This is a genomic window from Ammoniphilus soli, from assembly GCF_040813775.1.
Genome location: NZ_JBEGDL010000023.1, coordinates 38366 through 64403, shown reverse-complemented (window position 1 = coordinate 64403; position 26038 = coordinate 38366). Strand labels below are relative to the sequence as shown.

At 45.6% G+C, this 26038-nt stretch carries 27 protein-coding genes, 1 pseudogene and 1 riboswitch; of the genes and pseudogenes, 26 read left to right on the top strand and 2 right to left on the bottom strand.

Annotation, left to right across the window (positions count from 1 at the left end):
* Nucleotide 1: 1 nt before the first annotated feature.
* The 14 genes from ABLT31_RS28030 to ABLT31_RS27965 all read left to right on the top strand — a co-directional run bounded on the left by ABLT31_RS28030 (nt 2) and on the right by ABLT31_RS27965 (nt 13777).
* Nucleotides 2-784, top strand: a complete 783-nt coding sequence (locus ABLT31_RS28030) for a carbon-nitrogen family hydrolase (protein ID WP_367758042.1) — start codon at nt 2-4, stop codon at nt 782-784.
* A 50-nt stretch (nt 785-834) separates the two neighbouring features.
* Nucleotides 835-1878 carry a TRAP transporter substrate-binding protein gene (locus ABLT31_RS28025; protein WP_367758041.1) on the top strand — a complete coding sequence of 348 codons (1044 nt, stop codon included), beginning with the start codon at nt 835-837 and terminating at the stop codon, nt 1876-1878.
* Nucleotides 1879-1936: 58 nt separating this feature from the next.
* Nucleotides 1937-2404 (top strand): TRAP transporter small permease, encoded by a 468-nt coding sequence (locus tag ABLT31_RS28020; RefSeq protein ID WP_367758040.1) that lies wholly within the window; start codon nt 1937-1939, stop codon nt 2402-2404.
* Nucleotides 2401-3678: a TRAP transporter large permease gene (locus tag ABLT31_RS28015; protein WP_367758039.1), complete on the top strand. Its 1278-nt coding sequence runs from the start codon at nt 2401-2403 to the stop codon at nt 3676-3678. The genes ABLT31_RS28020 and ABLT31_RS28015 overlap by 4 nt, the downstream gene beginning before the upstream one ends.
* Nucleotides 3679-4869 carry a benzoate/H(+) symporter BenE family transporter gene (locus ABLT31_RS28010; RefSeq protein ID WP_367758038.1) on the top strand — a complete coding sequence of 397 codons (1191 nt, stop codon included), beginning with the start codon at nt 3679-3681 and terminating at the stop codon, nt 4867-4869. It begins immediately after the preceding gene.
* 312 nt (nt 4870-5181) lie between these two features.
* Entirely contained in the window at nt 5182-6387 is a 1206-nt protein-coding gene (gene pgaC / locus ABLT31_RS28005) for a poly-beta-1,6-N-acetyl-D-glucosamine synthase (protein WP_367758037.1), read from the top strand.
* On the top strand, nt 6384-6794 hold the full coding sequence (gene pgaD, locus ABLT31_RS28000) for a poly-beta-1,6-N-acetyl-D-glucosamine biosynthesis protein PgaD (protein WP_367758036.1): 411 nt from the start codon (nt 6384-6386) through the stop codon (nt 6792-6794). Before pgaC ends, pgaD begins: the two co-directional genes overlap by 4 nt.
* Nucleotides 6795-7091: 297 nt before the next feature.
* Nucleotides 7092-8930, top strand: coding sequence for a histidine kinase dimerization/phospho-acceptor domain-containing protein (locus tag ABLT31_RS27995; protein ID WP_367758035.1), 1839 nt, complete (start codon nt 7092-7094; stop codon nt 8928-8930).
* Nucleotides 8905-10299 carry a sigma-54-dependent transcriptional regulator gene (locus ABLT31_RS27990; protein WP_367758034.1) on the top strand — a complete coding sequence of 465 codons (1395 nt, stop codon included), beginning with the start codon at nt 8905-8907 and terminating at the stop codon, nt 10297-10299. The genes ABLT31_RS27995 and ABLT31_RS27990 overlap by 26 nt, the downstream gene beginning before the upstream one ends.
* Nucleotides 10300-10520: 221 nt before the next feature.
* Nucleotides 10521-10673, top strand: coding sequence for a hypothetical protein (locus ABLT31_RS27985; protein WP_367758033.1), 153 nt, complete (start codon nt 10521-10523; stop codon nt 10671-10673).
* Complete coding sequence (locus ABLT31_RS27980) at nt 10658-11980, top strand: short-chain fatty acid transporter (protein ID WP_367758032.1); 1323 nt, start codon at nt 10658-10660, stop codon at nt 11978-11980. Before ABLT31_RS27985 ends, ABLT31_RS27980 begins: the two co-directional genes overlap by 16 nt.
* 10 nt (nt 11981-11990) lie before the next feature.
* The gene (locus ABLT31_RS27975) at nt 11991-12143 is read left to right on the top strand and encodes a hypothetical protein (RefSeq protein WP_367758031.1); all 153 of its coding nucleotides are present in this window, start codon (nt 11991-11993) and stop codon (nt 12141-12143) included.
* Nucleotides 12144-12527: 384 nt separating this feature from the next.
* On the top strand, nt 12528-12956 hold the full coding sequence (locus tag ABLT31_RS27970) for a copper amine oxidase N-terminal domain-containing protein (RefSeq protein WP_367758030.1): 429 nt from the start codon (nt 12528-12530) through the stop codon (nt 12954-12956).
* Between the two features lie 206 nt (nt 12957-13162).
* A complete protein-coding gene (locus ABLT31_RS27965; RefSeq protein WP_367758029.1) occupies nt 13163-13777 on the top strand; it encodes a hypothetical protein in 615 nt (204 codons plus the stop codon).
* 1333 nt (nt 13778-15110) lie between these two features.
* On the opposite strand, the gene ABLT31_RS27960 is transcribed toward ABLT31_RS27965, so the two are convergent.
* Complete coding sequence (locus ABLT31_RS27960) at nt 15111-15320, bottom strand: YbhB/YbcL family Raf kinase inhibitor-like protein (protein ID WP_367758066.1); 210 nt, start codon at nt 15318-15320, stop codon at nt 15111-15113.
* 2 nt (nt 15321-15322) lie between these two features.
* A complete protein-coding gene (locus ABLT31_RS27955) occupies nt 15323-15664 on the bottom strand; it encodes a DUF192 domain-containing protein (RefSeq protein ID WP_367758028.1) in 342 nt (113 codons plus the stop codon).
* Nucleotides 15665-15910: 246 nt separating this feature from the next.
* A riboswitch (cyclic di-GMP riboswitch) is annotated at nt 15911-15999 on the top strand.
* Nucleotides 16000-16082: 83 nt separating this feature from the next.
* Here ABLT31_RS27955 and ABLT31_RS27950 point away from each other — a divergent pair.
* The 12 genes and pseudogenes from ABLT31_RS27950 (at nt 16083) to ABLT31_RS27895 (ending at nt 25798) form a co-directional block, all read left to right on the top strand.
* Nucleotides 16083-16259, top strand: a complete 177-nt coding sequence (locus ABLT31_RS27950; protein WP_367758027.1) for a Flp family type IVb pilin — start codon at nt 16083-16085, stop codon at nt 16257-16259.
* A gap of 112 nt (nt 16260-16371) precedes the next feature.
* Nucleotides 16372-16884 (top strand): A24 family peptidase, encoded by a 513-nt coding sequence (locus ABLT31_RS27945; protein ID WP_367758026.1) that lies wholly within the window; start codon nt 16372-16374, stop codon nt 16882-16884.
* Nucleotides 16877-17257, top strand: a complete 381-nt coding sequence (locus ABLT31_RS27940; protein WP_367758025.1) for a TadE/TadG family type IV pilus assembly protein — start codon at nt 16877-16879, stop codon at nt 17255-17257. Before ABLT31_RS27945 ends, ABLT31_RS27940 begins: the two co-directional genes overlap by 8 nt.
* Nucleotide 17258: 1 nt before the next feature.
* Nucleotides 17259-18161 carry a pilus assembly protein TadG-related protein gene (locus tag ABLT31_RS27935; protein WP_367758024.1) on the top strand — a complete coding sequence of 301 codons (903 nt, stop codon included), beginning with the start codon at nt 17259-17261 and terminating at the stop codon, nt 18159-18161.
* A 30-nt stretch (nt 18162-18191) separates the two neighbouring features.
* Nucleotides 18192-18740: a Flp pilus assembly protein CpaB gene (cpaB, locus tag ABLT31_RS27930; protein ID WP_367758023.1), complete on the top strand. Its 549-nt coding sequence runs from the start codon at nt 18192-18194 to the stop codon at nt 18738-18740.
* Nucleotides 18737-19933 carry an AAA family ATPase gene (locus ABLT31_RS27925; protein ID WP_367758022.1) on the top strand — a complete coding sequence of 399 codons (1197 nt, stop codon included), beginning with the start codon at nt 18737-18739 and terminating at the stop codon, nt 19931-19933. Before cpaB ends, ABLT31_RS27925 begins: the two co-directional genes overlap by 4 nt.
* A 13-nt stretch (nt 19934-19946) precedes the next feature.
* Nucleotides 19947-21311: a CpaF family protein gene (locus tag ABLT31_RS27920; protein WP_462976542.1), complete on the top strand. Its 1365-nt coding sequence runs from the start codon at nt 19947-19949 to the stop codon at nt 21309-21311.
* Entirely contained in the window at nt 21302-22270 is a 969-nt protein-coding gene (locus ABLT31_RS27915) for a type II secretion system F family protein (protein ID WP_367758021.1), read from the top strand. Before ABLT31_RS27920 ends, ABLT31_RS27915 begins: the two co-directional genes overlap by 10 nt.
* Nucleotides 22271-22272: 2 nt before the next feature.
* Nucleotides 22273-23208, top strand: coding sequence for a type II secretion system F family protein (locus ABLT31_RS27910; RefSeq protein ID WP_367758020.1), 936 nt, complete (start codon nt 22273-22275; stop codon nt 23206-23208).
* A complete protein-coding gene (locus ABLT31_RS27905; protein ID WP_367758019.1) occupies nt 23205-24530 on the top strand; it encodes an O-antigen ligase family protein in 1326 nt (441 codons plus the stop codon). Before ABLT31_RS27910 ends, ABLT31_RS27905 begins: the two co-directional genes overlap by 4 nt.
* A 235-nt stretch (nt 24531-24765) precedes the next feature.
* Nucleotides 24766-25055, top strand: a pseudogene (locus ABLT31_RS27900) (VOC family protein).
* Between the two features lie 2 nt (nt 25056-25057).
* Nucleotides 25058-25798: a YdcF family protein gene (locus ABLT31_RS27895; protein WP_367758018.1), complete on the top strand. Its 741-nt coding sequence runs from the start codon at nt 25058-25060 to the stop codon at nt 25796-25798.
* The last annotated feature ends 240 nt before the right edge of the window (nt 25799-26038 follow it).

Sequence of the window (26038 nt, the reverse complement as noted above, 5' to 3'; positions counted from 1 at the left end):
TATGAAATTCGCTTTATTGCAAATGGACATGAGAATCGGGGAGCCTGACGCTAATTTTGAGCATGCCGAAGCTTTAATGGAACAAGCCTTAGCGAACAAGCCAGAAATGATCATTTTGCCGGAAATGTGGAATACGGGCTATGCCCTGGAGAAAGCCGAAGAAATCGCGGATGTGGATGGAGAGAGAGCAAGAGCCTTATTTTCTTCCTTCGCAAAGAAACATCAGCTGGCGATCATCGGCGGCAGTGTCCTCTACAAGGATTCCAACACGGGGGATATTACCAATACCATGATGGTTTTCGATAACGAGGGAAAAGAAATTCTGCGTTATGATAAAATGCATCTTTTTCGCTTAATGGATGAAGATCAATATTTGAAAGCGGGAAATTCCTTCGGGTTATTCGAATATGGGGGAACGACTTTCGGAACGATGATTTGTTACGATTTGAGATTTCCTCAGCTTTCACGAAAACTAGTAAAAGAAGGAGCAAAGGTATTAATTAATACGGCTCAATGGCCAACCCCCCGGGTTGACCACTGGAGAACCCTTCTTCAAGCCCGTGCGATCGAGAATCAATCGTATATGATTGCGGTCAACCGATGCGGCGAAAGCAGAAATACGCCTTTTCCCGGAAGTTCCATGGTGATCGATCCTTGGGGTGAGCTAATCCTCTCCGGCGATGACAAGGAACAAATCTATTCTATTGAAATCGATTTGGACAAGGTAGATGAAATCCGAAGCAAAATCCCAGTATTTGAAGACCAGCGATTAGATTTATATTAAATCGTATCGTCGAGATAAAAAGAAGAGCCAAATATTAAGGAGGGTTTTTTATGGTAAAGAGTAAATTTTTGATGGGCATGATGAGCACAGTTCTGGCAGCTGGTACCCTTGTTGGATGTTCGGGCGGAAGTGAGACGGGTGCTCCCCCATCTTCTTCCGAGCAGGCAGCTCCATCCGAGTCTAAAGAGGCATTGAAAATCAAGCTGGCTCATACGGGATCAGAGACTCACCAATATCATGTTGCTGCAGAAATCTTCAAGAAGGAACTTGAATCCAAAAGCAATGGCGGATTAACGGTGGAAATCTTCCCTAACGCAAAGCTAGGAAGCGAAAAAGATGCCGTTGAAGGGGTCATGAACGGAACCATCGATATGTCTGTTTTGTCTGCTGATAGCTCCTTGGCGAATGTCGTTCCTGAGATGAATGTATTTGGCATTCCGTTCTTATTCGAAAATGCAGACCACGTATATAAGGTGCTCGATGGCGAAATAGGCAAAGGACTGCTTCAAAAAGCGGATGAAAAAGGGATGAAAGGCTTGGGATACTGGGAAATCGGGTTTAGAAACATGACAAACAAATCCAAATCAATCATGAAGCCGGAAGATGTGGCGGGCTTAAAGATGCGCGTACAGCCGGCTCCCGTGTGGGAGTCATTCATGACATCGATTGGTGCGAATCCGACTCCTGTTGCCTTTAATGAACTATACAGCGCTTTGGAACAAGGCGTAGTGGATGGGCAAGAAAATCCAATCGCAACGATTATGTCCATGAAGTTCTATGAAGTCCAAAAGCAAGTGGCCCTTACCAAGCATACGTATTCTCCTGGTGCCGTGATCATGAGCAATAAAATGTATGATTCCCTCTCTGATGAACAAAAGAAGTGGCTAGAAGAAGCTGTACAGACAACGGCTCAAGAGCAGCGTAAAGTGTTAGCGGATCAAGAGACAAAATCAATAGAAGAATTGAAGAAAAATGGGGTTAATGTAACAGATCCAGACCGCAGCGCTTTTGCCGAAGCGACGAAAGATGTTGCTCAAGCGGTTGCAGATAAGGTTCCTCAAGAATTGATCGATCAAATCAAGGCAGCAAAGTAAATGAAGTGAATAAGGGCTGCACGGTGCAGTCCTTATTTTCAATATGGGGGGTGTCATGATGAAAAATATATGGAAGAATTGGTTGGAAATTTTAACAGGGATGTCCCTTGCTATTGTTGTTCTGGCTACCTTCACTCAGGTTCTTTTCCGATTTGTGTTTAAGATCCCGGCTCCATGGACAGAAGAGGTCACCCGAATCGCTTTTGCTTATATGGTATTTCTTGGGGCGGTGCTCGGAGCTAAGCACAATCTTCATTTAAGTGTAGACATTTTAGGGAATGCGCCCGCGAAGCTTCGCAAAATCGTGCTTTCCATTGGTTATTTCGCCAGCATCCTATTCATCAGTATCTTTTCTTATTATGGATTATTGCATTCTATTAATTCCAAGGTACAGACGACGCCGACCATGGAAATATCCTTGTTTTACATTTATTTAATCCTGCCGTTCTCGGGGGTTCTCATGGCTTACTACTTAGTGAAAAACATGATTTCCGATTTGCGCAATCAGGAGGTGGATAGTCAATGATAGCCTTAGTTGGCCTGTTATTTGTTCTGTTTTTATTGCGTATCCCCATTGCGTTCGGAATCGGGATCACTTCTCTGGTTGGGCTTGCAATAAGCGGAACCGACTTTATTGTTGTCGCGCAGAAAACCTTTTCCGGCATCGATTCCTTCTCTCTTGTAGCCATACCGCTTTTTGTCCTTGCGGGTGAAATCATGACGGTAGGTGGAATTTCCAAACGGCTCGTTGAGTTTGCTGCCTTATTGGTTGGGCATCTTCCGGCAGGTCTTGCGATGGTTGCTATTCTTGCTTGTACTTTCTTCTCTGCTATCTCAGGGTCGGCCGTTGCAGATGCGGCAGCCATTGGAGGGATACTTATTCCTGCTATGATCGCCCAAGGATATGACAAGCGTTTTGCTGCTACCCTGGTATCTTCCGCTTCCACAGTGGGACCTGTTATCCCTCCTTCGATCCCTTTGATTCTATACGGAGTGATGGCCAGCGTTTCCATTGGGGACTTATTCTTGGCTGGTGTTTTGCCGGGGGTTTTAATGTCTGGTGCCTTAATGGTTTACGCTTTTTACTACGGAAAAAAGCATAATATCAAAGGAAGAGAGAAAATGGCTTCCGGGAAAGAAGTGATTTCCGGCCTGAAGGATGCGTTTCTCGCTCTCTTGCTTCCGATTATCATTATCGGAGGGTTTCGGACCGGAATCTTTACTGCAACAGAATCAGGCGTGATAGCTGTGGTATATGCCCTTATTTTAGGAAGTGTTGTTTACAAGGAATTGGATTTGAAAAAGCTGCCAAAGGTGCTGTTAGACTCGGCCATTAGCTCGGCAACGATCTTATTTGTTATCGCGAATGCTACCTTATTTACCTGGCTTCTCTCTTACCACAGCATTCCGGAAAAAATCGGAAGTTTAGTATCTTCCATTTCCAGTGAACCTTGGGTATTGCTCTTGCTGATCAATATCATTCTCTTGATTGCAGGTACCTTTATTGATACGATCAGTGCCCTTACGATTTTTACTCCGTTGTTCCTTCCCGTCGTACTAGCTGCAGGAATAGATCCTGTTCATTTTGGGGTTATCCTTGTTGTGAACTTAACGATAGGTATGATTACACCGCCGCTCGGTGTTTGTCTGTTCGTAACATCATCGATTGCCAAAGTCAATTTGGCCCAAATGGTTAAGCCGCTAATGCCCATGCTCCTGAGTCTTCTTTTGGTACTTGCTCTCGTTACCTATTGGCCGGACATGAGTTTATTCCTTCCCCATTTATTCGGTGGCAAATAGATGGAAACCCGGCCGATCACGATTTTATCCTATGGGGTCCTGGCTGCGATCATTAGCTTGAATCCAGTGTTAATCATTCTAGGGGCTTCCATCAACAAAGGATTGACGACAGTCCAAGTCATTTCCTGGACCTTTGGCTGCTATGTGATTGCGGGGATCATCGGAATCGGTCTATCCTGGAAAACAAGACTTCCCATCTGCGGTTCCCAATCGGTCCCGGCAGCTGTCCTCCTAGGGACAGCTCTTGCCCCCTTTTCATTTGAAGAGGCGGCAGGAAGCTATCTGATTGCTGGATTATTGATGCTCTTTCTCGGGGTGTCAGGTGCCTTCAATAAAATTATTGAGCATATCCCGATTGAAATTGTAATGGCCATGTTTGCTGGAACAATGATGAAGTTTGCCTTGGGGATCGTTACAGTCATGCAACAGCATGGGGTGATCGGGATTTCTTCCTTAGCGGGGTACTTCTTATTTCAATGCTTTTTTCGAATGGTCCCTGCTCCGCTTGGGGGCATCCTTTTTGGAGTTGTGGCGGCATGGGTTCATGGAGACTTTGATGGATTGAAAGCAGGGGTCTTGATGATTCCTTCTCCATTTCTGCCAGACTTCTCGTTATCTGCCATTTTGTCGCTGTCTATTCCCATGGTGATCTTGATCATGGGAACAGAGGGGGTTCAAGGAATCAGCGGCTTGAAGCTGGGAGGGTATGATCCGCCGGTCAACAAGATGGTGATCACAAGCGGGTTAGGTACGATGTTCTCCAGTTTATTTGGAGGGCATAGCGCAAATACGGCGGGGATTATGACCACAGTATGTGCGGCACCCGAAGTGGGCAGGCAAGAGGACCGATATAAGGCATCTGTTATAACAGGAGTGATCGTGCTGGCTTTTGGTCTCTTTTCCAGTTTGATTATTCCGGTGATGATAAGCTTTCCCCGATACTTAATCGACTTGCTTACAGGCATTGCCCTGACTCCGGTCCTGATGCAGTCCCTTGGGATATCATTTGGAGGGAAAAAATTTCGGCATTCCACTTTTGTTACATTTGTGATTGCTCTGTCCGGAATATCTTTTTTAGGGATTAGCGCTCCTTTATGGTCACTTATTGCAGGCATTGTTCTTATGTTTACAATTGACACTCATTGGTCTTTTGATCTTAATAGTGAAAAAAAGACGCAGAACCAGACATAGCCCCGTCAAGGAGACACCAATAAAAGAGGACTGGGGATCGTTATTACGTTCCCATCATGGAGGACAGTAGTCGTTGTAATAGTTAGCATGGAAAAGTCGGGTTGAAAAAAGCTGGATCGAAAAAGTAAGCCTCCAATCAGGAGTTTTTTTGATTGGAGGCTTTTTGCGTGAGCGGGAAAGGCTCTGGAAAATAGTGCTTACTTAAGGATATAGGTTATCCCGAGGGGTTTTTGATATAATTACATTGTTTTTATAATGAAAAATTAAAGTCATTCGGAGCTGATCATCCTGTTATCTTTACTATTTGGTTTTGTGTTTTGGTATCCTCTTATTATGAGTATCGTATGGATGGTCGGTGGAATCCTATTTTATTTTAGAATCGAAAGAAACGCGACTAGGGATCCCGTTTTTCTCATAGAAGAACCTTTGGTATCGATACTTATCCCTTGTTATAACGAAGAAGAAACCATAGAAGAAACGATTCAAAATCTCCAACTTTTGAAATACCCCCATTTCGAAATTATTGCCATTAACGATGGAAGTAAAGATAATACATCGGCTGTTTTAAAAAGACTATCAAGGAAAACTAGTAATCTTAGAGTCATTGATTTAAAGGAAAATGCCGGTAAGGCAAATGCGCTGTATTTAGGGTTTATTGCCTCTAAAGGGGAAATTCTAATGGGGTTAGATGCAGACGCATACCTGGATCCTTACGCTTTGCATTACATGATTCCACACTTTACTACACCTAAAAATGGAGAAAGGGTTGGAGCTGTAACAGGGAATCCCCGTGTTCGAAATCGAAGTTCTTTAATCGCCAAAATACAACTCTGTGAATTTTCGAGTATTATCGGACTCATTAAACGTTCCCAACGGATCTTAGGAAAGGTCATGACGGTATCTGGAGTTGTAGTTGCTTTTCGGAAGCGGGCGTTAATGGACTGTGGGTTATGGGATCGCGATTTAATCACGGAAGATATCGGAGTCACTTGGAAGTTACAGAAAAAATTTTGGGATGTTCGTTACGAACCAAGGGCAATTTGTTGGATGCTTGTCCCTGAAACGATAAAAGGGATATGGAAACAGAGAGTCAGATGGGCGCAAGGTGGAATAGAAGTCATTCTTCGTCATAGGGATGTCTTGTTTCATTGGAAATACAGAAGATTAGTTCCTATATATTTAGAACAAGTATGCAGTATAGTTTGGTCTATATCTTGGATTATTGTTTTCATCATTGCGATGTGGCATAAGACGATGGGATATAGTGATTATCAACCCATTCAATGGGAAGGGGCTTATATTTCGATTTTTTGTATCTTACAATTTATTATTGCTATGCGAATTGATCAAACGTATGATGAAAAGCTTTCGCGATATTATTTATGGGTGATTTGGTATCCCATTTTTTATTGGTATATCAATGCTTTCGCTATTTTACGAGCGCTTCCTAAAGCTATTTTCCGTAAAAGAAACACGTTTGCGGTTTGGGAAAGCCCTGATCGAGGGATTAGTGCATGAGTAATGTGATAGATGGAAGACAAAAGAAATTTTATAGGTTTATTGAAATCATACTCTCTATACTTGGATGGCTATGTTTAATTGTCTTTACTTCCCAAGTGTTGCTATTGTTTATTACATTTTATATTCCAAAATCCAATTGGTTAAACCATCTTATTTTGTTTGGCATTCCACCGGTTCAGGTCAAAGAAGTTATACTCGTCTCAGGGAGAGCTGTCTTAGTATCCATTTTTATTCAGTACGCATGGAGGAGTTATAACTATCGGAGGTTTGCCCATATGAACAGACGCCAATTTCCGCCAGACGTCATGCCAAGCGAAGTTTCCCGCTACTTTAAGTTGTCGATAACTGAAATCGAAAAAATGCAGAATGAGAAATGGATAGAGTTGGATAAAACCATTGTTTAATTTTCTTAGTGGTTCTTCATTATGAGAGTGGATGAGCTGCTTTCGGTTTAGTGTGTTTGAAAATTTGAAGATTAATTTAAAAATGTAGGCCTTGTATCATCGAGTACATCCTGCACAGAAATCCTCCAATGTAATAATCTCTCGAAATAGAAGAAAAATCTCTCGAAACATGGGTAAAATCTCTCGATCATCTCTCGAACTGCCAAAATGGACTTTCATTGGGGATCATCACCCCCATCCTTCGTGTTAAAATACTAGACATACAAATCATAGAATTCTCAGGTTGTGGGAGGAAAGATGAAGAGTTCACTTGTTACGATCCGACTGAAACTCATGGCGGTGATGATAGAGGCCATTGCTATTCCGATCCTGGCAACAGGATATTTTATGATGAAGCAGGCCGAAGATTCTTTGTTAAGGGAGAAAGAAGCCAGGCTCTATGCGATTGCCGGAGAACTCGACCGGCATCTGGAAGGGAGCTTTCGCGATCTTTTGAACGATAGTGACGGAATGGATCGGGAGGCAGCCATCCGGGCATTAAACCATGAGCTTCAACCGTTGACGGACCGCGTGGCCCAGGGCAATCCGGGTGTCGGGGTGGGCTACTATTCGAAGGAATGGGATGCTGTCGTTACTTATGGACCAAGTGATCCATATCGGGATAAGATCGGGATTGCCATCGGTGAGCATCATCCTGGCCGTCAGGTGATGAAGGAAAGGGTTCCTCAGGTCTATACCGGAAGCCAAGTGAGAGGCGATATTATGAATGCCATGGTTCCGCTCCTCAGAGGCCAAGAGGTGATCGGATATGTATGGGCCAATGAACTGACGAGCGATGTGCAATTTCAATTAAATAAGATGAGGAAAAATATCCTCTGGATTCTGGTGCTTGGAGCCATCATCGGAATGCTGGCCGTTATCCTGATCTCAAATAGGTTCGGCGGCAGGCTGGATCGAATGATCGCTTCCATTAAAAAAATGGAGAACAATGTGGCTTACAGGTTGCCGATGGTCGGAGGGGAACTGGGGAGGATCCCCATCGCGGTGAACCGGCTGATCGATAGGCTGCTAGAATTGAAAGGGCATACCGAAGTGATTGTTTCTAGTGTGTGCGATGGAATTATTACCGTGGACAATGAGGGGAAAGTAACCGAATGGAATGACGCCGCTGTGAGAATCACCGGATATTCCAGGGAGGAAATGATTGGAAGCGTTTATGGTTTCCTATTTTCTGAGGAGGCTCGCAGGGAAAGCGCTCTGCTCCAAACGCTGCACACTGGACAGGTTTTTGCTTCCGTTGATTTTCATTTTCCATCGAAAAGTGGGGAAAAGATTCCGGTCAACTGCAGTACAGCCCTGCTTGAAGGCCCTAGCGGCCATTTAATGGGAGCTGCTGTCGTATTTCGGGATCTCAGAGAAAGAATCAAGTGGGAAGAACAGATTCGGCGGACTGATCAGCTTCGGGCATTGGGAGAGCTCGCGGCAGGCATGGCGCATGAAATACGCAACCCGTTAACCTCCATCAAAGCATTCAGCCAAATTATGGAGCAAGGTCTGGATCCGGATGAGCCCAACAGGGATTATCTGGGGATTATCATCAAGGAGACAGACCGGATGAATCGCCTGGTGGAACAGCTTCTCCTGTTTGGAAAGCCATCCATCCATGATGAGCGGGAATGGAATCTGCCTGAAGTGCTGGAGCAATCCTTGCTGCTTGTTGAGCATGATTTGCGGAAAAAATCGGTTCAAATCACCAAGCAGCTGGAGAGCGCTCCGATGATGATCGACTTTCATCTGCTCCAGCAAATCATGATCAACTTACTGCTGAACGCCGTTCAGGCCATTGAGGCAAGGGGACGCCTTGAAATGAGGACCTTTAGGGACCATTCTCGGGTAGGGTTCTCCATATTCAATAGCGGTTCTCCGATTGGCGAGGATGTGAGGGAAGAGATTTTTCGGCCTTTTTTTACGAAGAAACCGCAAGGAGTCGGGCTGGGGTTGTCGGTTACCCAGAATATAGTGCAGCTCTACCGAGGGAGGATTACCTTTGACAATGTGGAAGACGGTGTGAGGTTCCAGGTCGAATTCCCCATAGGAAAGGAGGAGAAGGATGGCGAAGATTCTGGTCGTGGATGATGAAGCTCATGTCCGAAAAGCGATAGGAACGGTTCTCAGGAAGGAAGGGCATGAGACCCTGGAGGCGGGTAATGGGAAAGAAGCGCTGGAGCGATTGGAACAAACATCCGGCGGCTTTCGTCTCGTCCTTTTGGATTTGAATATGCCCGAGATGGGCGGGATGGAGCTGCTCAAGGAAATCAAGGAACGGTTTCCAGAGATTTTGGTTCTTATCATAACTGCTTACAGTACGGCTGAAACCACCATGGAAGCGATGAGCCTGGGAGCTTATGATTACATTGTGAAGCCTTTTGATATTGCCAATCTCAAGCATATTGTAGGCAAAGCGGCGGAAAAAGACCAGCTGACAGCAGAGCTTCATCAGCTTCGCCAAGCGGTTGCCGGCCGCTATTCGGAGGGGATGATCGGGAGGTCCCCTCAGATGCAAGAGATCTACAAGACCGTCGGCAAAGTGGCGGCGACTCCCGCAACGGTGCTGATCGAAGGGGAGAGCGGGACAGGGAAGGAGCTGATTGCCAGGCAGATTCATTACAACAGTCCGCGGTCGGCCTACCCGCTGGTCACCGTCAATTGCGGGGCCATCCCGGAGAATTTGCTGGAAAGCGAGCTGTTTGGCCATGAGAAAGGAGCCTTTACCGGAGCGGTGGAGCGCAAGCCCGGCAAGGCGGAATTGGCGGATCGGGGAACCCTTTTCCTCGATGAAGTGGGGGAGCTGCCCCTTAGTCTGCAGGTGAAGCTGCTGCGGTTCCTGCAGGAAAAAGAAGTGCAGCGGGTAGGGGGGATCCATCCGGTTTATGTGGATGTCCGGGTGATTGCCGCCACGAACCGCAATTTGCAGCAGATGGTGAAAGAGGGAACCTTCCGGGAAGACTTATATTACCGCTTGAACATTGTGTGCATCGAGCTGCCGGCTCTTCGGCAAAGGATGGAGGATGTGCCTGATTTGGTCCGCCATTTTCTGATCCGCTATGCCCGCGAAATGGACAGCTCGGTCCAATACCTCGCCCCGGAGGCGCTGGAGCGGCTGCTCGCCTATGATTGGCCTGGGAATATCCGCCAGCTGCAGAATGTGGTTTGCCGCTCCGTGGTCATGGCCTCGGGGACGATTCTCCTTCCGGAGCATCTGCCTCCTCTGGGCAGAGAAGAAAGGCAAGCGGAAGACCCTGCTTCGAATGAGTTTAGCCTGAAGGAAAGCTTTCCCCCAGGATTTTCGATTCGCGATGTGCTGCGGCGGGCCGAGATGCGGGCGATGAAATGGGCCTTGAACCGGACTTCCGGAAACAAAGCGCAGGCCGCACGGCTTTTGGATATGTCCCGTAAAGCCTTCGTCTATAAATGCCAGGAATATGGATTGGATGAGGAAGAATAAGTGTGTAAACATTACACATCAAGTGTAGATGTTTTACCCGCTTGATGAGGGGTTATTTGCATTTTGTGATCTATTCGCTAGTTGGAGAGGTTTATTTGCAAGGGATCTACCTTAGCAATAAACCTCTTTTTATTTTTGGCATAACTTTTGCAATTAAGTATTTTTGTAATCATTTTTAATACTTCTGTGAGCAAACCAAAAAGGAGTGAGGGAATTGTAGGTTGGAAGCGGTTGCGGCCATTTGTGATGGCGCTTACGGGGTGAGCGTCGAGGAAGTTCGCCAAAAGGCTGAAGCGATCTCATTCGATTCCGCTTCAGGTTTGCAGAAAGTAGAGAAATTAATAGAGGGGGATGTCATATGTTTAGAATCATGACGGCAGCCAGTGTGAAGCTGGTCAGCCGATACTTGCCGGATCCATTTTTGTTTGCTGTGATTCTTACGCTCGCGGTGTTTGGATTTGGCCTGGCAGCAGGCAACACGCCCACCCAGATGGTTCAATTCTGGGGAGAGGGCTTTTGGAATCTTCTATCTTTCTCCATGCAAATGCTGCTAGTGCTCGTGACGGGCTATACCCTGGCCCAGACGCCGGTTTTCAAGCGGATTCTGTCGTCTGTCGCCTCCACCGTGCATACGCCAGGGGCTGCGATTATGCTGACCTCTTTCGTATCCGCTTTGGCTTCCTGGATCAATTGGGGTTTTGGGTTGGTCATCGGTGCCCTGCTGGCTAAGGAAATTGCGAGAAAAGTAGATAAAGTAGATTACCGGCTGCTGATTGCGAGCGCTTACTCCGGATTTATCGTGTGGCATGGGGGATTATCCGGATCGGTTCCGTTGACAATTGCTACCGATAAGCACTTTGCGGCTGATCTGATCGGAGTTATTCCGACCAGCGAAACGATCTTTTCGCCGATGAACCTAGCGATTGTAATCGCTTTAATGATTGCGCTTCCCGTATTGAACCGACTCATGCATCCGGAACCGGGAAAAGAGATTGTTTACCGGCCGGCGGATGATGTCAAGCTGGAAGCTGCTGCGGCGACGGCTGATGCAGCCTGCGACACTCCTGCCGATAAGCTGGAGAAGAGCAAGATTGTTTCCCTGGCCATCTCGGTGATCGGATTCTGGTTCATCATCGGATACTTTGTGAAGAACGGATTCAAATTAAATTTAGACATCGTTAACTTGTGCTTCTTGTTCTTGGGCATTTTGCTGCATGGCACGCCTCGCCGCTTCCTGGAAGCTGCGACCGATGCGGTAAAGGGGACGACGGGCATCGTGATCCAGTTCCCCTTCTATGCCGGAATCATGGGCATGATGGTTTCTTCGGGCCTTGCTGGACATATTTCTGAATGGTTCGTTAGCATTTCCAATCCGACGACGTTCCCGCTCTTTTCTTTCTGGAGTGCTGGTCTAGTCAATATCTTCGTTCCATCCGGCGGCGGACAGTGGGCCGTGCAAGCCCCGATTATGCTCCCGGCAGGAATTGAGCTGGGAGTTGATGCCGCGAAGACTTCCATGGCTATTGCGTGGGGTGACGCTTGGACGAACCTGATCCAGCCATTCTGGGCCCTGCCAGCCTTAGCTATCGCCGGCCTTGGAGCAAGAGACATCATGGGCTACTGCCTCATTTTGCTTTTCGCATCCGGTGCGATCATTTCGTTAGGTTTTCTAGTGTTTTAGTAAACATTAGATGATATTAGGATCAATCCTGAATAACCTGACCAATTGCTCTATAAACGGGCGGGATTTGTCTCATGATGTAGTAAAGCCTGGGCAATGGGGTTATGCCGAAGAAATCGGCTACGTTAAATATGATCCTAAAGAGGATGATGAGGAATGGTAGAAACTCTAACTGAACCCTGACCGTTTGGTTAGGGTTTTTATTTTTTAACCAAATAACACTTTGCTTTCTAAAATAGGTTAACTGCAATTTCCATCTCCTTTCTATGTATAAATTAATAGAAAGGAGTGAGAACTTATGGGTATTAGACGTAACAAAAAGCGACCTTGTCCAACCATGTCCTGAGTAGTACTATGTAATGCCCAAACATAATTTTCTAAAATATTAGCTTCTGATTTATTGCAGGAGCTTTTTTCGTTTTAGGGATTTATCCTAAGCGAGGCATATGACGATTCATGTCAAAAAGTAATTATTTGAATTACAAGGAATCTTAGAGTTAATCTAGAACTATATACCCATGATATTAAGATTATGGGGTGATCGTTTATGAAAAAAGTCGCAATTGGAGTTATTGTGGGTATGCTCATGGGAGGATCTTTAGTTGGGTTTGCTGCACAATCCGAAATCAAATTGATTGTAAACGGAAAAGAAATCGAATCTGACGTTCCTCCACAGGTGATAAGCGGAAGAACAATGATTCCAGCAAGGCCGTTAGCGGAAGCATTAGGTGCAACTGTTGAGTGGGACGGTCAAAGAAGAGCAGTAGTAATTACAACAACAGATGGAACACCAACTGATCTGTCTCCGGTTAATACTATACCAACTGATTTGCCTATAGCTGATGACAATCCAAAGGTGGAAGATAACCATCAACATGATTCAACCCACGATCTAAATGATGATCATGGAAATGATGGTGAAGAGAACGAGGATGGTGATCACCGCGGAAGAAACCGTGGCGGGAGAGACCATTAGAACAATTTTTATTACAATATGATCAAGATCCTGTCACCCAGGATCTTTTCTTTTTCTGTAGGGATTCTTTAACGAAGCAATACTCTCATCACAAATTGGTTTGAATATAAACCTTGTTTAAAGAAATAAATTCCAAAACAGTGCAAAAATACCTATAATTCGAGTCTGTGTTGAGAAGAACTCGTTTTCATAAAGTACTATCATCAATGGCGATCGTCTCACTTTTAATGACGGGAGTTGCTTCCGCCGCATTTGAAACCGATCAGACTGGTAAGAAGCTGAACAATCATCAGATTGATCAACTCAATGCTGTTAAGGCTGTTACTGAGAAATTCCAAGATGTACAAGATGCTATCGATGCTGGATACGAACCGGTAGGGGATTGTGTAAATGCGGACGATATACCACCGCTAGCCGGTCTGGGATTAGGCACAATGGGTATTCATTATTTCAATCCTAATCTTGTAAATAATCATCCGGATAGCAAAAATCTTAACTATAAAGACGTTCTTATCCCAGAACAACCAGAGCTTCTTCTCTATACAAGGAGCGCAAACGGTGAATTAGTTCTTATAGGCGCAGAGTACATGGTTTCATATGAAGAATGGAAAAAGATCCACGGTAGAAAAGATACTGAGGCTGAAATGCTAGATCCTAATTGGAAAGGTCCTAAGCCTAAAATATTTGGTTTTGAATTTGAAGGACTTATGGAAGCTCATGGCCTGGGAGAGCCTTCGCATTTTGACAAGCATATCTGGCTTCATAGTGATAACCCAGTGGTGTCGATGCGCAGTGGAACCCCAGCTGCACTTGTGATCTAGAAGTCGAGGAATAGAAACCCTATTATTCAAACCTTTTTGAAGTCCTGATATATCTTTCAGGATCTTTTTTTTATAGAGGAAGAGGGGAATAAATCTTAACCAAAACTAACCCTTTATTCAAAAAAATAACCGTAGGAAGCAACAAACCTCAGCTTTAGAATCTAAATTATAATATTTAAAGGGATTACTTGGAACAAGTTTGTGGGATTCATTCTTCATATTCTATACAATGCTGAGGTAAACGAGGATTTGGGCAGGGAACCAACCTGCAATTTCTAAAAAACCAACTTATGTTTCCTTGTTCTGATATCCTTGCAATAATAACAAGCAAAATATAAAGGACTATAATTAGACGCACTTTTAAACAACCCCTTTTAACCAAATAAATACGGACACTTTAATTTATGGTAAAGACATAATAAACGTTTGTATAAAAGCTCTAAAAAGAAAAAAATCATAAGAAAGGGCTGTAGGATGATCTTCCGAAACAACCAAAAATACGAGGGGAAATTCATGGCAGCAGACGAAGAAATTGCGTTGGAAGGGCGCGTATCCCGCACTTCTATACAATTTCTATGTTTATCAGTAAGCGACTAGTTTTGCTGCTTCTACTGCTTTAGCCAAGCAAGTTTTAGAGGAAGGAAAGCCGGCAGTCGAACGGATACGCGAAAACTTCTTGTCTGCAGGAAGTTCTTCCGATCCGATTAGCGTGTTAAAAGCGGCTGGCAGAGATGTCTACATCCAAACCGATTGAGGGTACGATGAAAGTTTTAAAGCAAACTTTAGATTTTGTAGACATATCTCCATCTTTTCAAAGTCAATAAGGTATAACATAAAGCGGATAGCTGCATTTTTTATCTTTGCTTACTTTTCTTTTTTCTTTTATTTCTGGTTGGAATATCAAAACCTAGTTCGCAATCTTCACAGCACGCGGGAAGCATAATATTAAAATCATTGGAGTTGACCCATTGATCGAAACATCTTATTTTACAGTCGCATATATCACGACATCTCTGTGGGTTTCGGTGATTTTTGCACTTTTTATAACATCTGCTGCAAGACCATTTACAGTCACTGGTGATTTTGGTTATTGAACCGCGAGAGTTGGCCATTTTATTACCTCCTGTGATGTAATCACTATATAGGATTCGGAACTCAATGGAATGGGCAAAAATACTACAATTTAAACCTAAATTTTATCCAACAAAAATGCCTGTCACCGCTCGAATTATGTTCTTCTTACTTATGATCAGGCGTATATTTGAAGTGGAAAAGGCCTTACTCAAATAAGAGTAGGCCTTTTTTGGATCGTTTGTAATCTAATTCACCCTAGTTATTCTTTTGTAAAGCCTCCGACCCATTCCGATTTTCCAATGATCTTGCCGCTTAAGGCCGCTTCAAATTGCTCTAGCGCCAGAAAAGGGGCAGGAATGTCGATACTTTCGGTATTTAAGGCAAACAGTACTAAGTGATCATCATGCCTTCCTGAATTGGCTGGTGGCTGAGTTCCGCCATAGGCTTGATTTGTTTGGAAAACATCGATTATTACAAATGAAACTTGTCTCTTAAATTGATTTGGGTCTCATATCCTGCCGGAAACTCGATAATAAAGTAGGCTTCTTTTATGCGAGGGCTGATTCTCCACGGTTTAAGGCTTCGGACGATGTGAATGACGGTCCCTTCCTTGTCCAAGTAATAAACGTCAATGGGAAAGCGCATAAAAAACATATGAACCTGGTTAGTTCTATTAAAAATCATGCCCAAATGGGTATTCTTTTTCCCCATTAATCCCCAAAACCGACTCCAAAACGTAAAGGCAAGATGGAGATCAATTGAAGATTCTTCTTTCTTATCTATCTTTACATACCGAAATTTATGAACAGCCACTGCTGAGATCCTCCTAAAATGATTTAGTTTTACCTTAAGGTGAATGGATGGTTTTCGCAATAGGTTAATAGGGTTTGTTATTTGAGAAACAAAATAATCGAAAATTATACATATTATTACAAAAATCAATAAAAACTTTTGTCAATAGGAGTTGATTCCTGTTGCTTAATATAAAATTGGGTAGAAAAAATAGGAATATTGTTTCATATGAAAGTTACCTATTTCCCACTAATATATAGCTATAAACAATCGAAAAGGCAAACTTAGGGAAATCTAAGGACGCAAAGCTACAGGGGCTAATATCAATTCTATGATTATGCCAGCCAGCTGCCGAAGACATATGCCTACCTACAGTAGATGCTATTCTTCGGGATAGTATTTTTTTATTTCAAAAAAACTGTTAAAGGTGGGAATTGTGATGATGAATTTTGTAAAGCGTTTGGTACGTGAAGAAGAAGGACAAGGTATGGTGGAGTACGGTTTGATTTTGGGGTTGATTGTGGTTGGGGCTATTGTTGCTATGGGGCCGCTTGGTACAAAAATCACAGCTTTATTTAACAAAGTCAACACAGCAGTAACAACACCAGCATCTTAAAATTAGTTGGAATTAGTAAAGCCTTTAGGGTCCTATTAAAATATCTCAACATACATAAAGCTCCCTTTTCCCCTTGAAAAGTGGGGCTTTCTTCATAAAAGGGGAAACGACCATGATAGATTACATCCTATGGATCGTACTTATTATTTCATTTATAACCGATCTATCTAAACGGAAAATCCTAAACATCATTACACTTCCGACCATTGTTATTGGTCTTATATACCATTCAGTCATAGATGGATGGAGTGGTCTTCTATTCAGTGGGCAGGGATTCCTGCTCGGTTTAGGCCTTCTGCTGATTCCCTTTGTTCTCGGAGGAATGGGAGCGGGAGATGTGAAGCTTCTGGCGGCAGTGGGTGCGATGAAAGGGGCAGGCTTTGTGTTTAGTTCTTTTCTTTTCATGGCGATGGCCGGCGGGGTGATGGCCTTAGTAGTTCTTATTGTACGAAAAGAATTAAAGTATCTTCTCTTTCGATTTTTCCTGTTTTTGACCGTTGATAAAGGAAAGATTCAACCGATCCATCCGTCGGCAAAGGAAAAGGGCTATACCTTGCCTTACGGTGTAGCGATTGCTGCGGGGGTGTTTCTTGCTTATTATCTGGGTGGGGTTTTTGATGCGTGATGAAAAGGGTCAAGCCACGGTGGAAATGGCGCTATGTGTTACCTTGTTACTGCTGCTGGTATTTGGCTTAATCGATTTCGCGAGGATCTTTCATGCGCAATTAACCCTAGATCATGCGGGAAGAGAAGGGGCAAGGGCAGCCAGTGTAGGCGGTACGGACCAGCAAATCCAGGATGTGATTTCTCAGGCGTCGGGTTCTTTAGGGAGTACGAATCTCACGGTGTCGATTACCCCAACCAAGACTGAGCGCAGGCGGGGGACCTATGTCACCGTGGATCTGGCATACTCGATTCCATTGACGACGCCTTTATTAACTCCCTTCCTGCCCAATCCGTACTCTTTTTCAAAGAAAACAACGATGAGGATGGAATAAGGTGAAGTGGCTTAAAGACGAAACAGGAGCCGTTGCTGCTTTTTTAGCGATCATCATGACCCTGCTGTTGGGTTTTGTGGCATTGGCCATCGATGGGGGACTGTTATATCAGAAAAAGGCGAGTCTCCAGCGAAGTCTCGACGCAGCTGTGCTGGCCGGGATTCAGGAGCTTCCGTCCTTTCCCGATGAAGCGAGGGAAGAGGCCGCCTATACGGCTGAAGTTAATGGATTGGACCCATCGAAATTACAGACAAATTTTAATCTTTCCAATACCAGGATGGAGGCTAGGGCAACGGAAGACCAAGAGTTCTTCTTTGCTAAAGCCATCGGGTTTCATTCTGCCAGTGTAGCCGCTCGGGCTGCGGCCGAGTTAAATCCGCTAACCTCCGGTAAGGGAGCGGTTCCGCTGGGTGTAGAATATACGACGAACCTAGCATTCGGCACGCAAGTCAGGCTGAAGGTCGGGGATTCCACGGTAGGGAATTTCGGGGCGTTAGCGTTAACGGGACCCGGAGCCCGCAATTATGAAACGGATTTGAAAGAAGGCTTTCTTCAGTACCTTTCTGTTGGTGCAATTCTCAATACGGAGACGGGGAATATGGCTGGTCCAACGGAAAGAGCGGTAAATTATCGCCGGTCTCTTTGTCCGTTTCACGGTACTGCGACCTATCAGGATTATCCGAGTGATTGTCCAAACATTGTTCTTGTTCCCGTTTATAAAGCGGTATCCATTCAAAGCAACCAGATTAAACAAGTGGAAGTGGTGGGGTTTGCCTCCTTTTTCCTTGAAGGGATGAATAGCTCGGACGAGGTCGTTGGACGATTTATCCAATTCGTCCATGAAGGAGCGACTTCTCCAGTCCAGGCGAATTACGGTACCTATGGGGCTAAACTAGCTCAATAAATTGATCTTAGGAAGAATAAGGGTGGTCAGATGAACACGAGAAAAATATGGCTTGGGGCATTGGTTTTTGGGTTAATGGCAACGGCGATCGTTTATTTATTGCTTTTCCCCAGCTCGAATGCCAAGCCAGCTGCAACCGAACCCCCGCCGCCACCCCAGGCGAATGAGGAACCGAAGGAAGGTGAGGTGAAGCCGGAGGCTGCTCCGGTAGCGTTGGAGATTGCTGAGGGGAAGCGGGCGATCACGGTGAATATCAATGAAGTGCAAGGGGTGTCAGGGTTTATTGTCCCTGGTGACTTCGTTGACGTGATTTCCCTTCATCCCCATCAAATCCTTTTACAGCATGTCCGGGTACTGGCTGTCGGCAAATCGATATCCGCTCCTAAACCAGGAGAAAAAAACGAGTACCGGACCATTACCCTTGAGGTTCTGCCGACCGAGGGACTTGCGGTCGCCATGATTGAGACGAGCCCGGAAGGAAGCTTTCACCTGATGCTGCGTTCACGGGAAGATAGGTCTACCACTCCGCATAAACACATCACACCTGAACAGTTGGGCAAAGGAGAGATTCCGAAATGAAGATCGACTGGTATGGACTGACCGATCAGCCTGCTTCTTTGGGTCCTCTTAAAACCCTATTGTCCGGGTCAGGGAATCCATCCAAATGGTATACAGAGGTTTCTGATTTGCGTGAGGCATTGAAGGGTTCAGCGGAGGGGGCCGTCGTATTTTTGCAGCTCGCCAAGACTCCATATGAATTATGCCGTGAAATTTCTCTCACCCATCCCTTGGTATCGGTGATCTTGATCGTTCCGCAAGAAGAGGTGGATCTGAAAAAAGCGATGCGGATGGGAGCGGTTGATGTCATCGGTCAGCCCTTCAAGAAGGAGGAATTGGCACAGGTACTAAACGAGGCCGTTCAAGTCATGAAACTCAAGGAGACAGCGCTGCGAAAGGAATCCAAACCGGACCAGGGGAAGAGCGGACATGTGATTTCGGTTTGCGGCACCAAGGGCGGAGTTGGGAAAACGACGCTAGCTGTTAATATGGCTGTTGCGTTTGCTAAGAATAATCTGAAGGTGATCATTTTGGATTTGGATCTTCAGTTTGGCGATGTCGCGATCCTTTTTGACCTTCATCCGAAAAGAACGATCTATGAACTGGTGGTGGAGGGGGATGGGGAGGCTAAGGAAAGCGTAGAGCGATACATCGTGCAACACCGTTCCGGTGTAGATATCCTCCCTGCTCCGAATCGGCCGGAACTGGCAGAAGTGGTTACCGGTGAGCACATTCAACGGATTTTAGCTGATTTAAAGCGGCGATATGACGTGGTGTTGATCGATACCCCGCCGTTATTGGTAGAAACGGGACTCGTGGCCTTGGAAAATTCGGAAGACATTCTTTTGATCAGCTCAATGGAGGTCCCAACGCTAAAAAATAGCAGGCTGTGCATTGACGCTTTACAGGCGATTGAACTCAAGGATCGGGTGAAGGTGGTGATCAACCGGGATTCGGATTTTGAGGCCTTAAGGATTGATACGGTGGAGCAATTTCTCGGTTTGCCGGTTTTCCACCGAATTCCGAGTGAAGGAAAAACGGTGGTTAAAGCGGGGAATGAAGGAGTTCCCTTTATTACCTTGAGTCCGAGGGCAGCCGTATCGAAAAGTTTGATTGCTCTCACTCTTAAGCTGCATAAGCTCCCAAAGGATCGGAGCAGGGCGGAAGCTAAAAGTACGAAGCGATCGATGTTGGCCCGGATTTTAAGGAAATAGGAGGGGATCTCAATTGTCTCTATTAAAACGGTTAGCAGAGAAACATCCAGCAGCGATACAGCCGCAGGCTCCTCAGGGGAGGCATACCTTGGAGCTGGTTCGGGAAGACCCGGTTCAATCGAGCTTAAAGATGGAGTTTCACAAATTTTTGGTTGCCGAACTTAAAAAACATCCGCATGCGAAGGAGGAGGAGATGGAGGAGCTGATCGGGGAGCTTGCAGAACCCTTCCTCCAATCCGAAGCCGATAGCCTAACCTCCGAGGGGAAAAAGCAATTGCTGAATACGGTGGTCAATGAATTGACAGGCTATGGCCCGATTACTCCCTTATTAGAGGATCCGAGCATATCGGAAATTATGGTCAATGGCCCCTATCACATTTATGTAGAAAAAGGGGGGTGCCTCGTACGGACCCCTGCTTTTTTCCGGGATGATGCCCATGTCACTCAAGTGATCGAGAAGATCGTATCCCCGTTAGGGAGAAGGATTGATGAGAATAGTCCAATGGTCGATGCCCGCTTGCCGGACGGCTCTCGCGTGAATGCGATTATTCCGCCGCTGGCTTTAAACGGACCGACCATCACCATACGAAAATTCCCTCAGCATCGTCTGGAAATGGAAGATCTGATTCGGTTTGGAACGCTAAGTGAAGCCATGGCTCGTTTTTTGGATGCTTGTGTCAAGGGGCATTTGAATATGTTCATTAGCGGGGGCACCGGTTCGGGGAAAACGACGCTGTTGAATGTGCTGTCCTCCTTCATTCCTCCGGAAGAACGAATCGTCACGATCGAAGATGCGGCCGAGTTGAAATTATCTCAGGAGCATGTGGTTTCCTTGGAGACCCGCCCGCCGAATATTGAAGGGAAAGGCGCGATTTCGATTCGGGATTTGGTCCGCAATTCCCTTCGGATGCGACCGGATCGGGTCGTCATCGGGGAGGTCCGCAGCGCTGAAGCCTTGGACATGCTGCAGGCGATGAACACCGGTCATGACGGATCATTGGCTACTGGACATGCGAACTCACCGCGGGATATGCTTTCCCGTTTGGAGACGATGGTGCTGATGGCGGGATTGGACCTGCCGGTCCGCGCGATTCGGGAGCAGATTTCCGGCGCGATTGATATTATTATTCAACAGTCCAGACTGAAGGATGGAAGCCGGAAGATTACGCACATTTCCGAGGTGTTGAATCTGGAGGGCGATACTATTGTCCTGCAAGACCTCTTTGTGTTCCGGCAGACAGGAGTAAGTGAGGAAGGCAAGATCGTCGGGAAATTTGCGCCTGTCGGAATTTTGCCCCATTGTATGGACAAGATCGAGCGGTATGGCATTGAACTCCCCCCCCAGATGTTTCGGGAGGAGGGAGAGACGTGGTTCTAGCGGCCTCTTTTGTCTTTTTTAGTCTCATGTACGGTTTGGTGGGTATGATGCTGGCCAAACGGAAGAGCCTGGCGGAAAAACGATTGGATCAGATTCTGACTGCTGGCGAAGAAAAAGTGGAGGCGGAAGAAGCGGATGTACCCAGCTCGAAGCCGAAGGCCCCGATGGGTCAAAGACTGGTAACGGCTCTGGGGAAAAGGTTTGCCGGTAAATCCTACGTGGTCCGCTGGGAGGAGGAGCTGGAAACAGCGGGTATTCCTCTGAAGCCGGAGGAATTTTTTGTGCTCAGACTCCTGGTGGCGTTAGGGATCCCGGTTGTTCTTTTTATCCTCCAAGGAACGAGTATCCTTTTGCCTTTGACCTTTCTTTTGGGGTATATTCTGCCCTCCTTTTATCTGAAGCAAAAAAGAGCCAAGCGATTGGCTCGGGTAGCCGTACAGCTTCCCAATGCCTTAGGAACGATGGTGACATCGCTTCGTGCGGGCTTCAGCTTTATGCAGGCGATGCAGCTGGTAGGAAGAGAAACAGCCGACCCTCTTGGACCGGAATTCAGCCGTACGCTGCGTGAGATCAGCTTCGGAGTGTCGATTGAAGATGCCTTGAAACAGCTCCATGTTCGACTTCCCAATGATGATCTGGAGCTGGTCGTCACAGCCTTGCTCATTCAGCGTACGACAGGCGGGAACCTGGCTGAAATTTTGGATTCGATGCAGGAGACCATCCGGGAACGAGTGAAAATTAAGGAAGAATTAAACACATTAACGGCACAAGGACGCATATCGGCTTGGATTATTACCCTGCTTCCGGCGGTTGTAGGGATCGTCATTCACTTGATGAATCCCGAGTTTTTCACCCCCATGCTCACGCAACCCCTTGGCTGGGCGATGCTGGGGGGGAGTGTGATTTCCGGCTTGATGGGATGGGTATTTATCCAGAAGATTATTCGAATTGAGGTTTAAGCATGGAACTAGTCGCCCTTTTGACTTTATTCGGTTTTTTTACGCTCGTTGCCGCGGGATGCTTATTTTCCATGGAGCAAGGCACGCTCCGGGTGGAAAACCGCCTAAAGCTTTTGTTTTCAAGTGAGCGGAAGGATTTGCTGGATACGCTCAAGGTACAGCAGGAGGATGAAAATAAAACCTTTAAGCGGCGTGTGTTGTGGCCTCTATGGACAAGGCTGAAGCAATTTACAGAAAAGCATATGTCGGCCCATACGATGAAGATGCTGGAGAAAAAGCTGGAGGATGCCGGTTATCCTTATCAATTGACGCCGGTTAGCTTCAAAGTCGTTCAAACCATACTAGGGCTTGGATTTTTTTTCATCAGTATGGTGCTTAATCTTCCGGGTTCAACGGATCTGGCTAAAGCCTGGCTGATGATATTTGCGGCCGGTTGCTTTGGGATGTTTTATCCTTATTTTTACCTGAACGCCAAAAAGAAGGCTCGTATGCTGTTGCTAGAGCGGCAGATGCCCGACTATTTCGATATGGTAAATGTTTCGATTGAAGCGGGAATGGGGTTGGATGCGGCGCTGCTGAAAGTCAGCGGCAGAATGGAAGGACCGATAGCTGAAGAATTTCTTCGAACCTTGGGAGATATGAAGCTGGGCAAATCGCGCCGAGATGCTTTTACTGAATTGCGCGACCGCGTTCCCTCTGAGGCCTTCCAAAGTGTCATCGGTGCCCTGATTCAAGCCGATCAGTTCGGTATTGGAATGTCTAAGGTTTTGCATGCCCAAACGCGCCGAATGAGAGAGCGGCGCAGACAGGCAGCCAGGGAGCAGGCCATGAAGGCGCCGGTGAAAATGTTAATACCGATGGTTTTATTTATTTTTCCTACCTTGTTTATTATTTTATTAGGGCCGATTGTCCTTCAACTGATGGCCCAATTTAAATGAAGGAGCAGATTGCGATTCAAACCATAGGCAGAGAAAAACCTTTATATTCTATTCTTTATGCTTTTATAGCGTTGTTTCCTTTTCTCATTTATCCATGGGGATCTAATCCTTCACATACGATCCCCAAATTTCTATATCTGATCTTATTTACGCTCGCTCTCTGGATGTTTTATGCCGTACATTGGGCGGTTGCAAAAAAAGCTGCTCGTTTTCGAATCCAATCCGGGGAATGGCTAGTCTTCGCGTTTTTATTGTTGATTATCCTTTCGACGGTATTGTCGGTTGATCGTTCCTTATCCCTATGGGGGGAAGCTTTGCGATTTGAAGGGTTATTTACGCTTTTTTCCTATATCTCCTTATTTTTCTTTTCCTTTCGTTTTATTCAGGCGGACCAGCAGGACGGCATATTTCAAACTTTTCTGATCGGATCCTTCTTTGTTGCTTTTTACGGTATCCTGCAGCACTTCCAGCTGGATTTCTTGCCGCGAAATTCGATCCATGAGAACTATACGAGAAGCTATGGTTTTTTTGGAAACCCGAACTGCTTCGGGACCTATTTGGTTCTCGCGCTGCTTCTAGGGAAGACCTTCTATTTAAAAGCGAAACCTCCACTTCAGCAAATGGCCTACCTTGGCCTAAACGGTATGCTGTTTGCCGCTCTCATATACTCTTCTACTCGGAGCGGGTGGGTGGGTGTCTTGTTTGGAGGTGCCTTCTTAACCGTATTTGTGGTTTGGAAGAGAAGGGATCTGTGGAGAAAGTGGCTGCTGCTTTACGGTTCCTTTGCGATTATCTTCCTTCTCATTAATGTGACGGAACAAAATAGTTATGCGAAACGGGCAAGTACCCTTTTAACGGACACGCATAAAGTCGTACAGGAGGACCAAAACGGCCGTGCCGGCTCCGGACGCTGGTATATTTGGAGCACATCCTTTCCGCTCATCGCCGATTACTTCTGGATCGGATCCGGGCCTGACACCTTTGCGGCGGTCTTCCCTCATCGTCCAGCTGAACTGAAGGAAAACCTCGGGAACCCAAACAAAAAAGTAGATAAAGCCCATAATGAATATTTGCAAATCGCCATCACCCTCGGCGTACCGGCCCTTCTGATCTACCTGCTGTTCATTGCCCACATCTTCTGGAGGGGGATGAAGAGAGCTGCTCAGCTGAAGAGTCAAGATCAAATCTTACTATACGGACTATTAGCCATGATGCTCGGTTACCTGATCCAAGCGTTTTTCAACTTCAGCGTCCTTATGGTCGCCCCATTCTTCTGGATCTTCCTAGGCATGCTCTATCGCGGTGCCTGCGAGCGATCTTAGTTAGAGGTAGATCTGCTAAGAATAAACGTAATCATGAAAGGGACTGGCACCAACGAAATCTTTCAAAGACCATGTACGGGTGTGCTGCCCATGGCCATTAAGGGTTGGAACAGTGTTAAGTCAAAAAGACTACTTGCCAATATCCCTTTTTAGATATACCATTTCTGAAATGGAAGGCTGAATGTAGCCTTCTGCCATCAGGATGATCTTCTTGGGGAAAGGAGCTGACAGATATATGTTCTTAAAAAAGATCCATCATGTCGCCATCATTTGCTCCGACTATGAAGCATCTAAACATTTTTATGTACATATCTTGGGCTGTAAAGTGATTCAGGGCTTACGTCATTTAGCATTTGAAGTGGATGACTTAGAGTGGAATATCCTCGATCCAAAGAGGTGCATGTAGAACCTATCCGTACAGATTCTCTAACAGGCAAGAAATTTACGTTCTTTGCCAATCCCGACCAATTACCCCTAGAGCTTTATGAGAGTCACCACCCGGATTTTGTCGAAGGAAAACAATAGATATGCTCTATATCATCAAATTTTTATATAGTTTTATATTGCCTCCCGGAATAATCATTCTGTTCCTTTTTCTGCTAACTGTAAGATTGTATCGGCGTGATCATCGGTCGGCCTGCATGTTATTAGCCTTGACTACTATTTTCTATCTATCGTCGACGCCTTTTGTAGGTGGTCTATTAGTAGGTTCGTTAGAAAGAAAGTATGAACCCCCATCTCAGGTGAGTGGTGATGTCATTGTCATGTTAGGGGGTGGAGCCACTTCAGATACGCCGGATGTGGATGGATTAGGGCAGCTTTCAGGTCATGCGGCGAACCGACTCCTAACTACCGTCCGTCTCCATCGTCAAACGGGGCTGCCTATCATTCTTACCGGAGGGATTGTCTTTGCTGACTCTGGAAGTGAGGCGGCTATTGCTAAGCGACAATTAGTGAGCTTGGGAGTGGAGACGGAGAAGATTATTGTTGAAGGTAAAAGTCGGAACACAGAGGAGAATGCAGAGAATGTGAAGAGTTTGATGACAGAGCGTGGGTATAAACATCCCGTCTTAGTTACCTCTGCTTTTCATATGGAACGCTCTGTTCGAAATTTCTCTAAACTGGGTTTAGAGGTTCAACCTTATCCTACGGACTATCTGCAAAATAAAACATCGATGTTCTATTTGAATCAGTTTGCACCCACAGGAGCTGGACTGACTTACATAGCTTTAAAAGAATATTTGGGTATTATGGCTTTGCTTTTTTAAGCCTTAATACAATCCTAGTAAATCAACAATGACCAGTAGCTAGAATCTCTACCGCGAAAATAATCAATAATTCCTTAAGCACGTTGAAAAAACGCCCATCTCTCATTTAAGGTGAAATGGGCGTTTGCCATTTAGTAAATACGAATACCTCGGGCAAGTGATATAAACCGTAAAATAAGTTGAATCCATCCGATGATTGATATCCATAAGGGAATGCTTAAGCTTATGCCCCAAAATAAT

Coding starts and splice junctions, on each gene's coding strand:
- ABLT31_RS27970 (WP_367758030.1), top strand. CDS start 12,528: ATGAAAAAAGTCGCAATTGGAGTTATTGTGGGTATGCTCATGGGAGGA.
- ABLT31_RS27925 (WP_367758022.1), top strand. CDS start 18,737: ATGAAGATCGACTGGTATGGACTGACCGATCAGCCTGCTTCTTTGGGT.
- ABLT31_RS28020 (WP_367758040.1), top strand. CDS start 1,937: ATGAAAAATATATGGAAGAATTGGTTGGAAATTTTAACAGGGATGTCC.
- ABLT31_RS27980 (WP_367758032.1), top strand. CDS start 10,658: ATGTTTAGAATCATGACGGCAGCCAGTGTGAAGCTGGTCAGCCGATAC.
- ABLT31_RS28015 (WP_367758039.1), top strand. CDS start 2,401: ATGATAGCCTTAGTTGGCCTGTTATTTGTTCTGTTTTTATTGCGTATC.
- ABLT31_RS27950 (WP_367758027.1), top strand. CDS start 16,083: ATGATGAATTTTGTAAAGCGTTTGGTACGTGAAGAAGAAGGACAAGGT.
- ABLT31_RS27910 (WP_367758020.1), top strand. CDS start 22,273: ATGGAACTAGTCGCCCTTTTGACTTTATTCGGTTTTTTTACGCTCGTT.
- ABLT31_RS28010 (WP_367758038.1), top strand. CDS start 3,679: ATGGAAACCCGGCCGATCACGATTTTATCCTATGGGGTCCTGGCTGCG.
- ABLT31_RS27995 (WP_367758035.1), top strand. CDS start 7,092: ATGAAGAGTTCACTTGTTACGATCCGACTGAAACTCATGGCGGTGATG.
- ABLT31_RS27945 (WP_367758026.1), top strand. CDS start 16,372: ATGATAGATTACATCCTATGGATCGTACTTATTATTTCATTTATAACC.
- ABLT31_RS27965 (WP_367758029.1), top strand. CDS start 13,163: ATGGCGATCGTCTCACTTTTAATGACGGGAGTTGCTTCCGCCGCATTT.
- ABLT31_RS27990 (WP_367758034.1), top strand. CDS start 8,905: ATGGCGAAGATTCTGGTCGTGGATGATGAAGCTCATGTCCGAAAAGCG.
- ABLT31_RS27940 (WP_367758025.1), top strand. CDS start 16,877: ATGCGTGATGAAAAGGGTCAAGCCACGGTGGAAATGGCGCTATGTGTT.
- cpaB (WP_367758023.1), top strand. CDS start 18,192: ATGAACACGAGAAAAATATGGCTTGGGGCATTGGTTTTTGGGTTAATG.
- pgaD (WP_367758036.1), top strand. CDS start 6,384: ATGAGTAATGTGATAGATGGAAGACAAAAGAAATTTTATAGGTTTATT.
- ABLT31_RS27895 (WP_367758018.1), top strand. CDS start 25,058: ATGCTCTATATCATCAAATTTTTATATAGTTTTATATTGCCTCCCGGA.
- ABLT31_RS28030 (WP_367758042.1), top strand. CDS start 2: ATGAAATTCGCTTTATTGCAAATGGACATGAGAATCGGGGAGCCTGAC.
- ABLT31_RS27905 (WP_367758019.1), top strand. CDS start 23,205: ATGAAGGAGCAGATTGCGATTCAAACCATAGGCAGAGAAAAACCTTTA.
- ABLT31_RS27975 (WP_367758031.1), top strand. CDS start 11,991: ATGATATTAGGATCAATCCTGAATAACCTGACCAATTGCTCTATAAAC.
- ABLT31_RS28025 (WP_367758041.1), top strand. CDS start 835: ATGGTAAAGAGTAAATTTTTGATGGGCATGATGAGCACAGTTCTGGCA.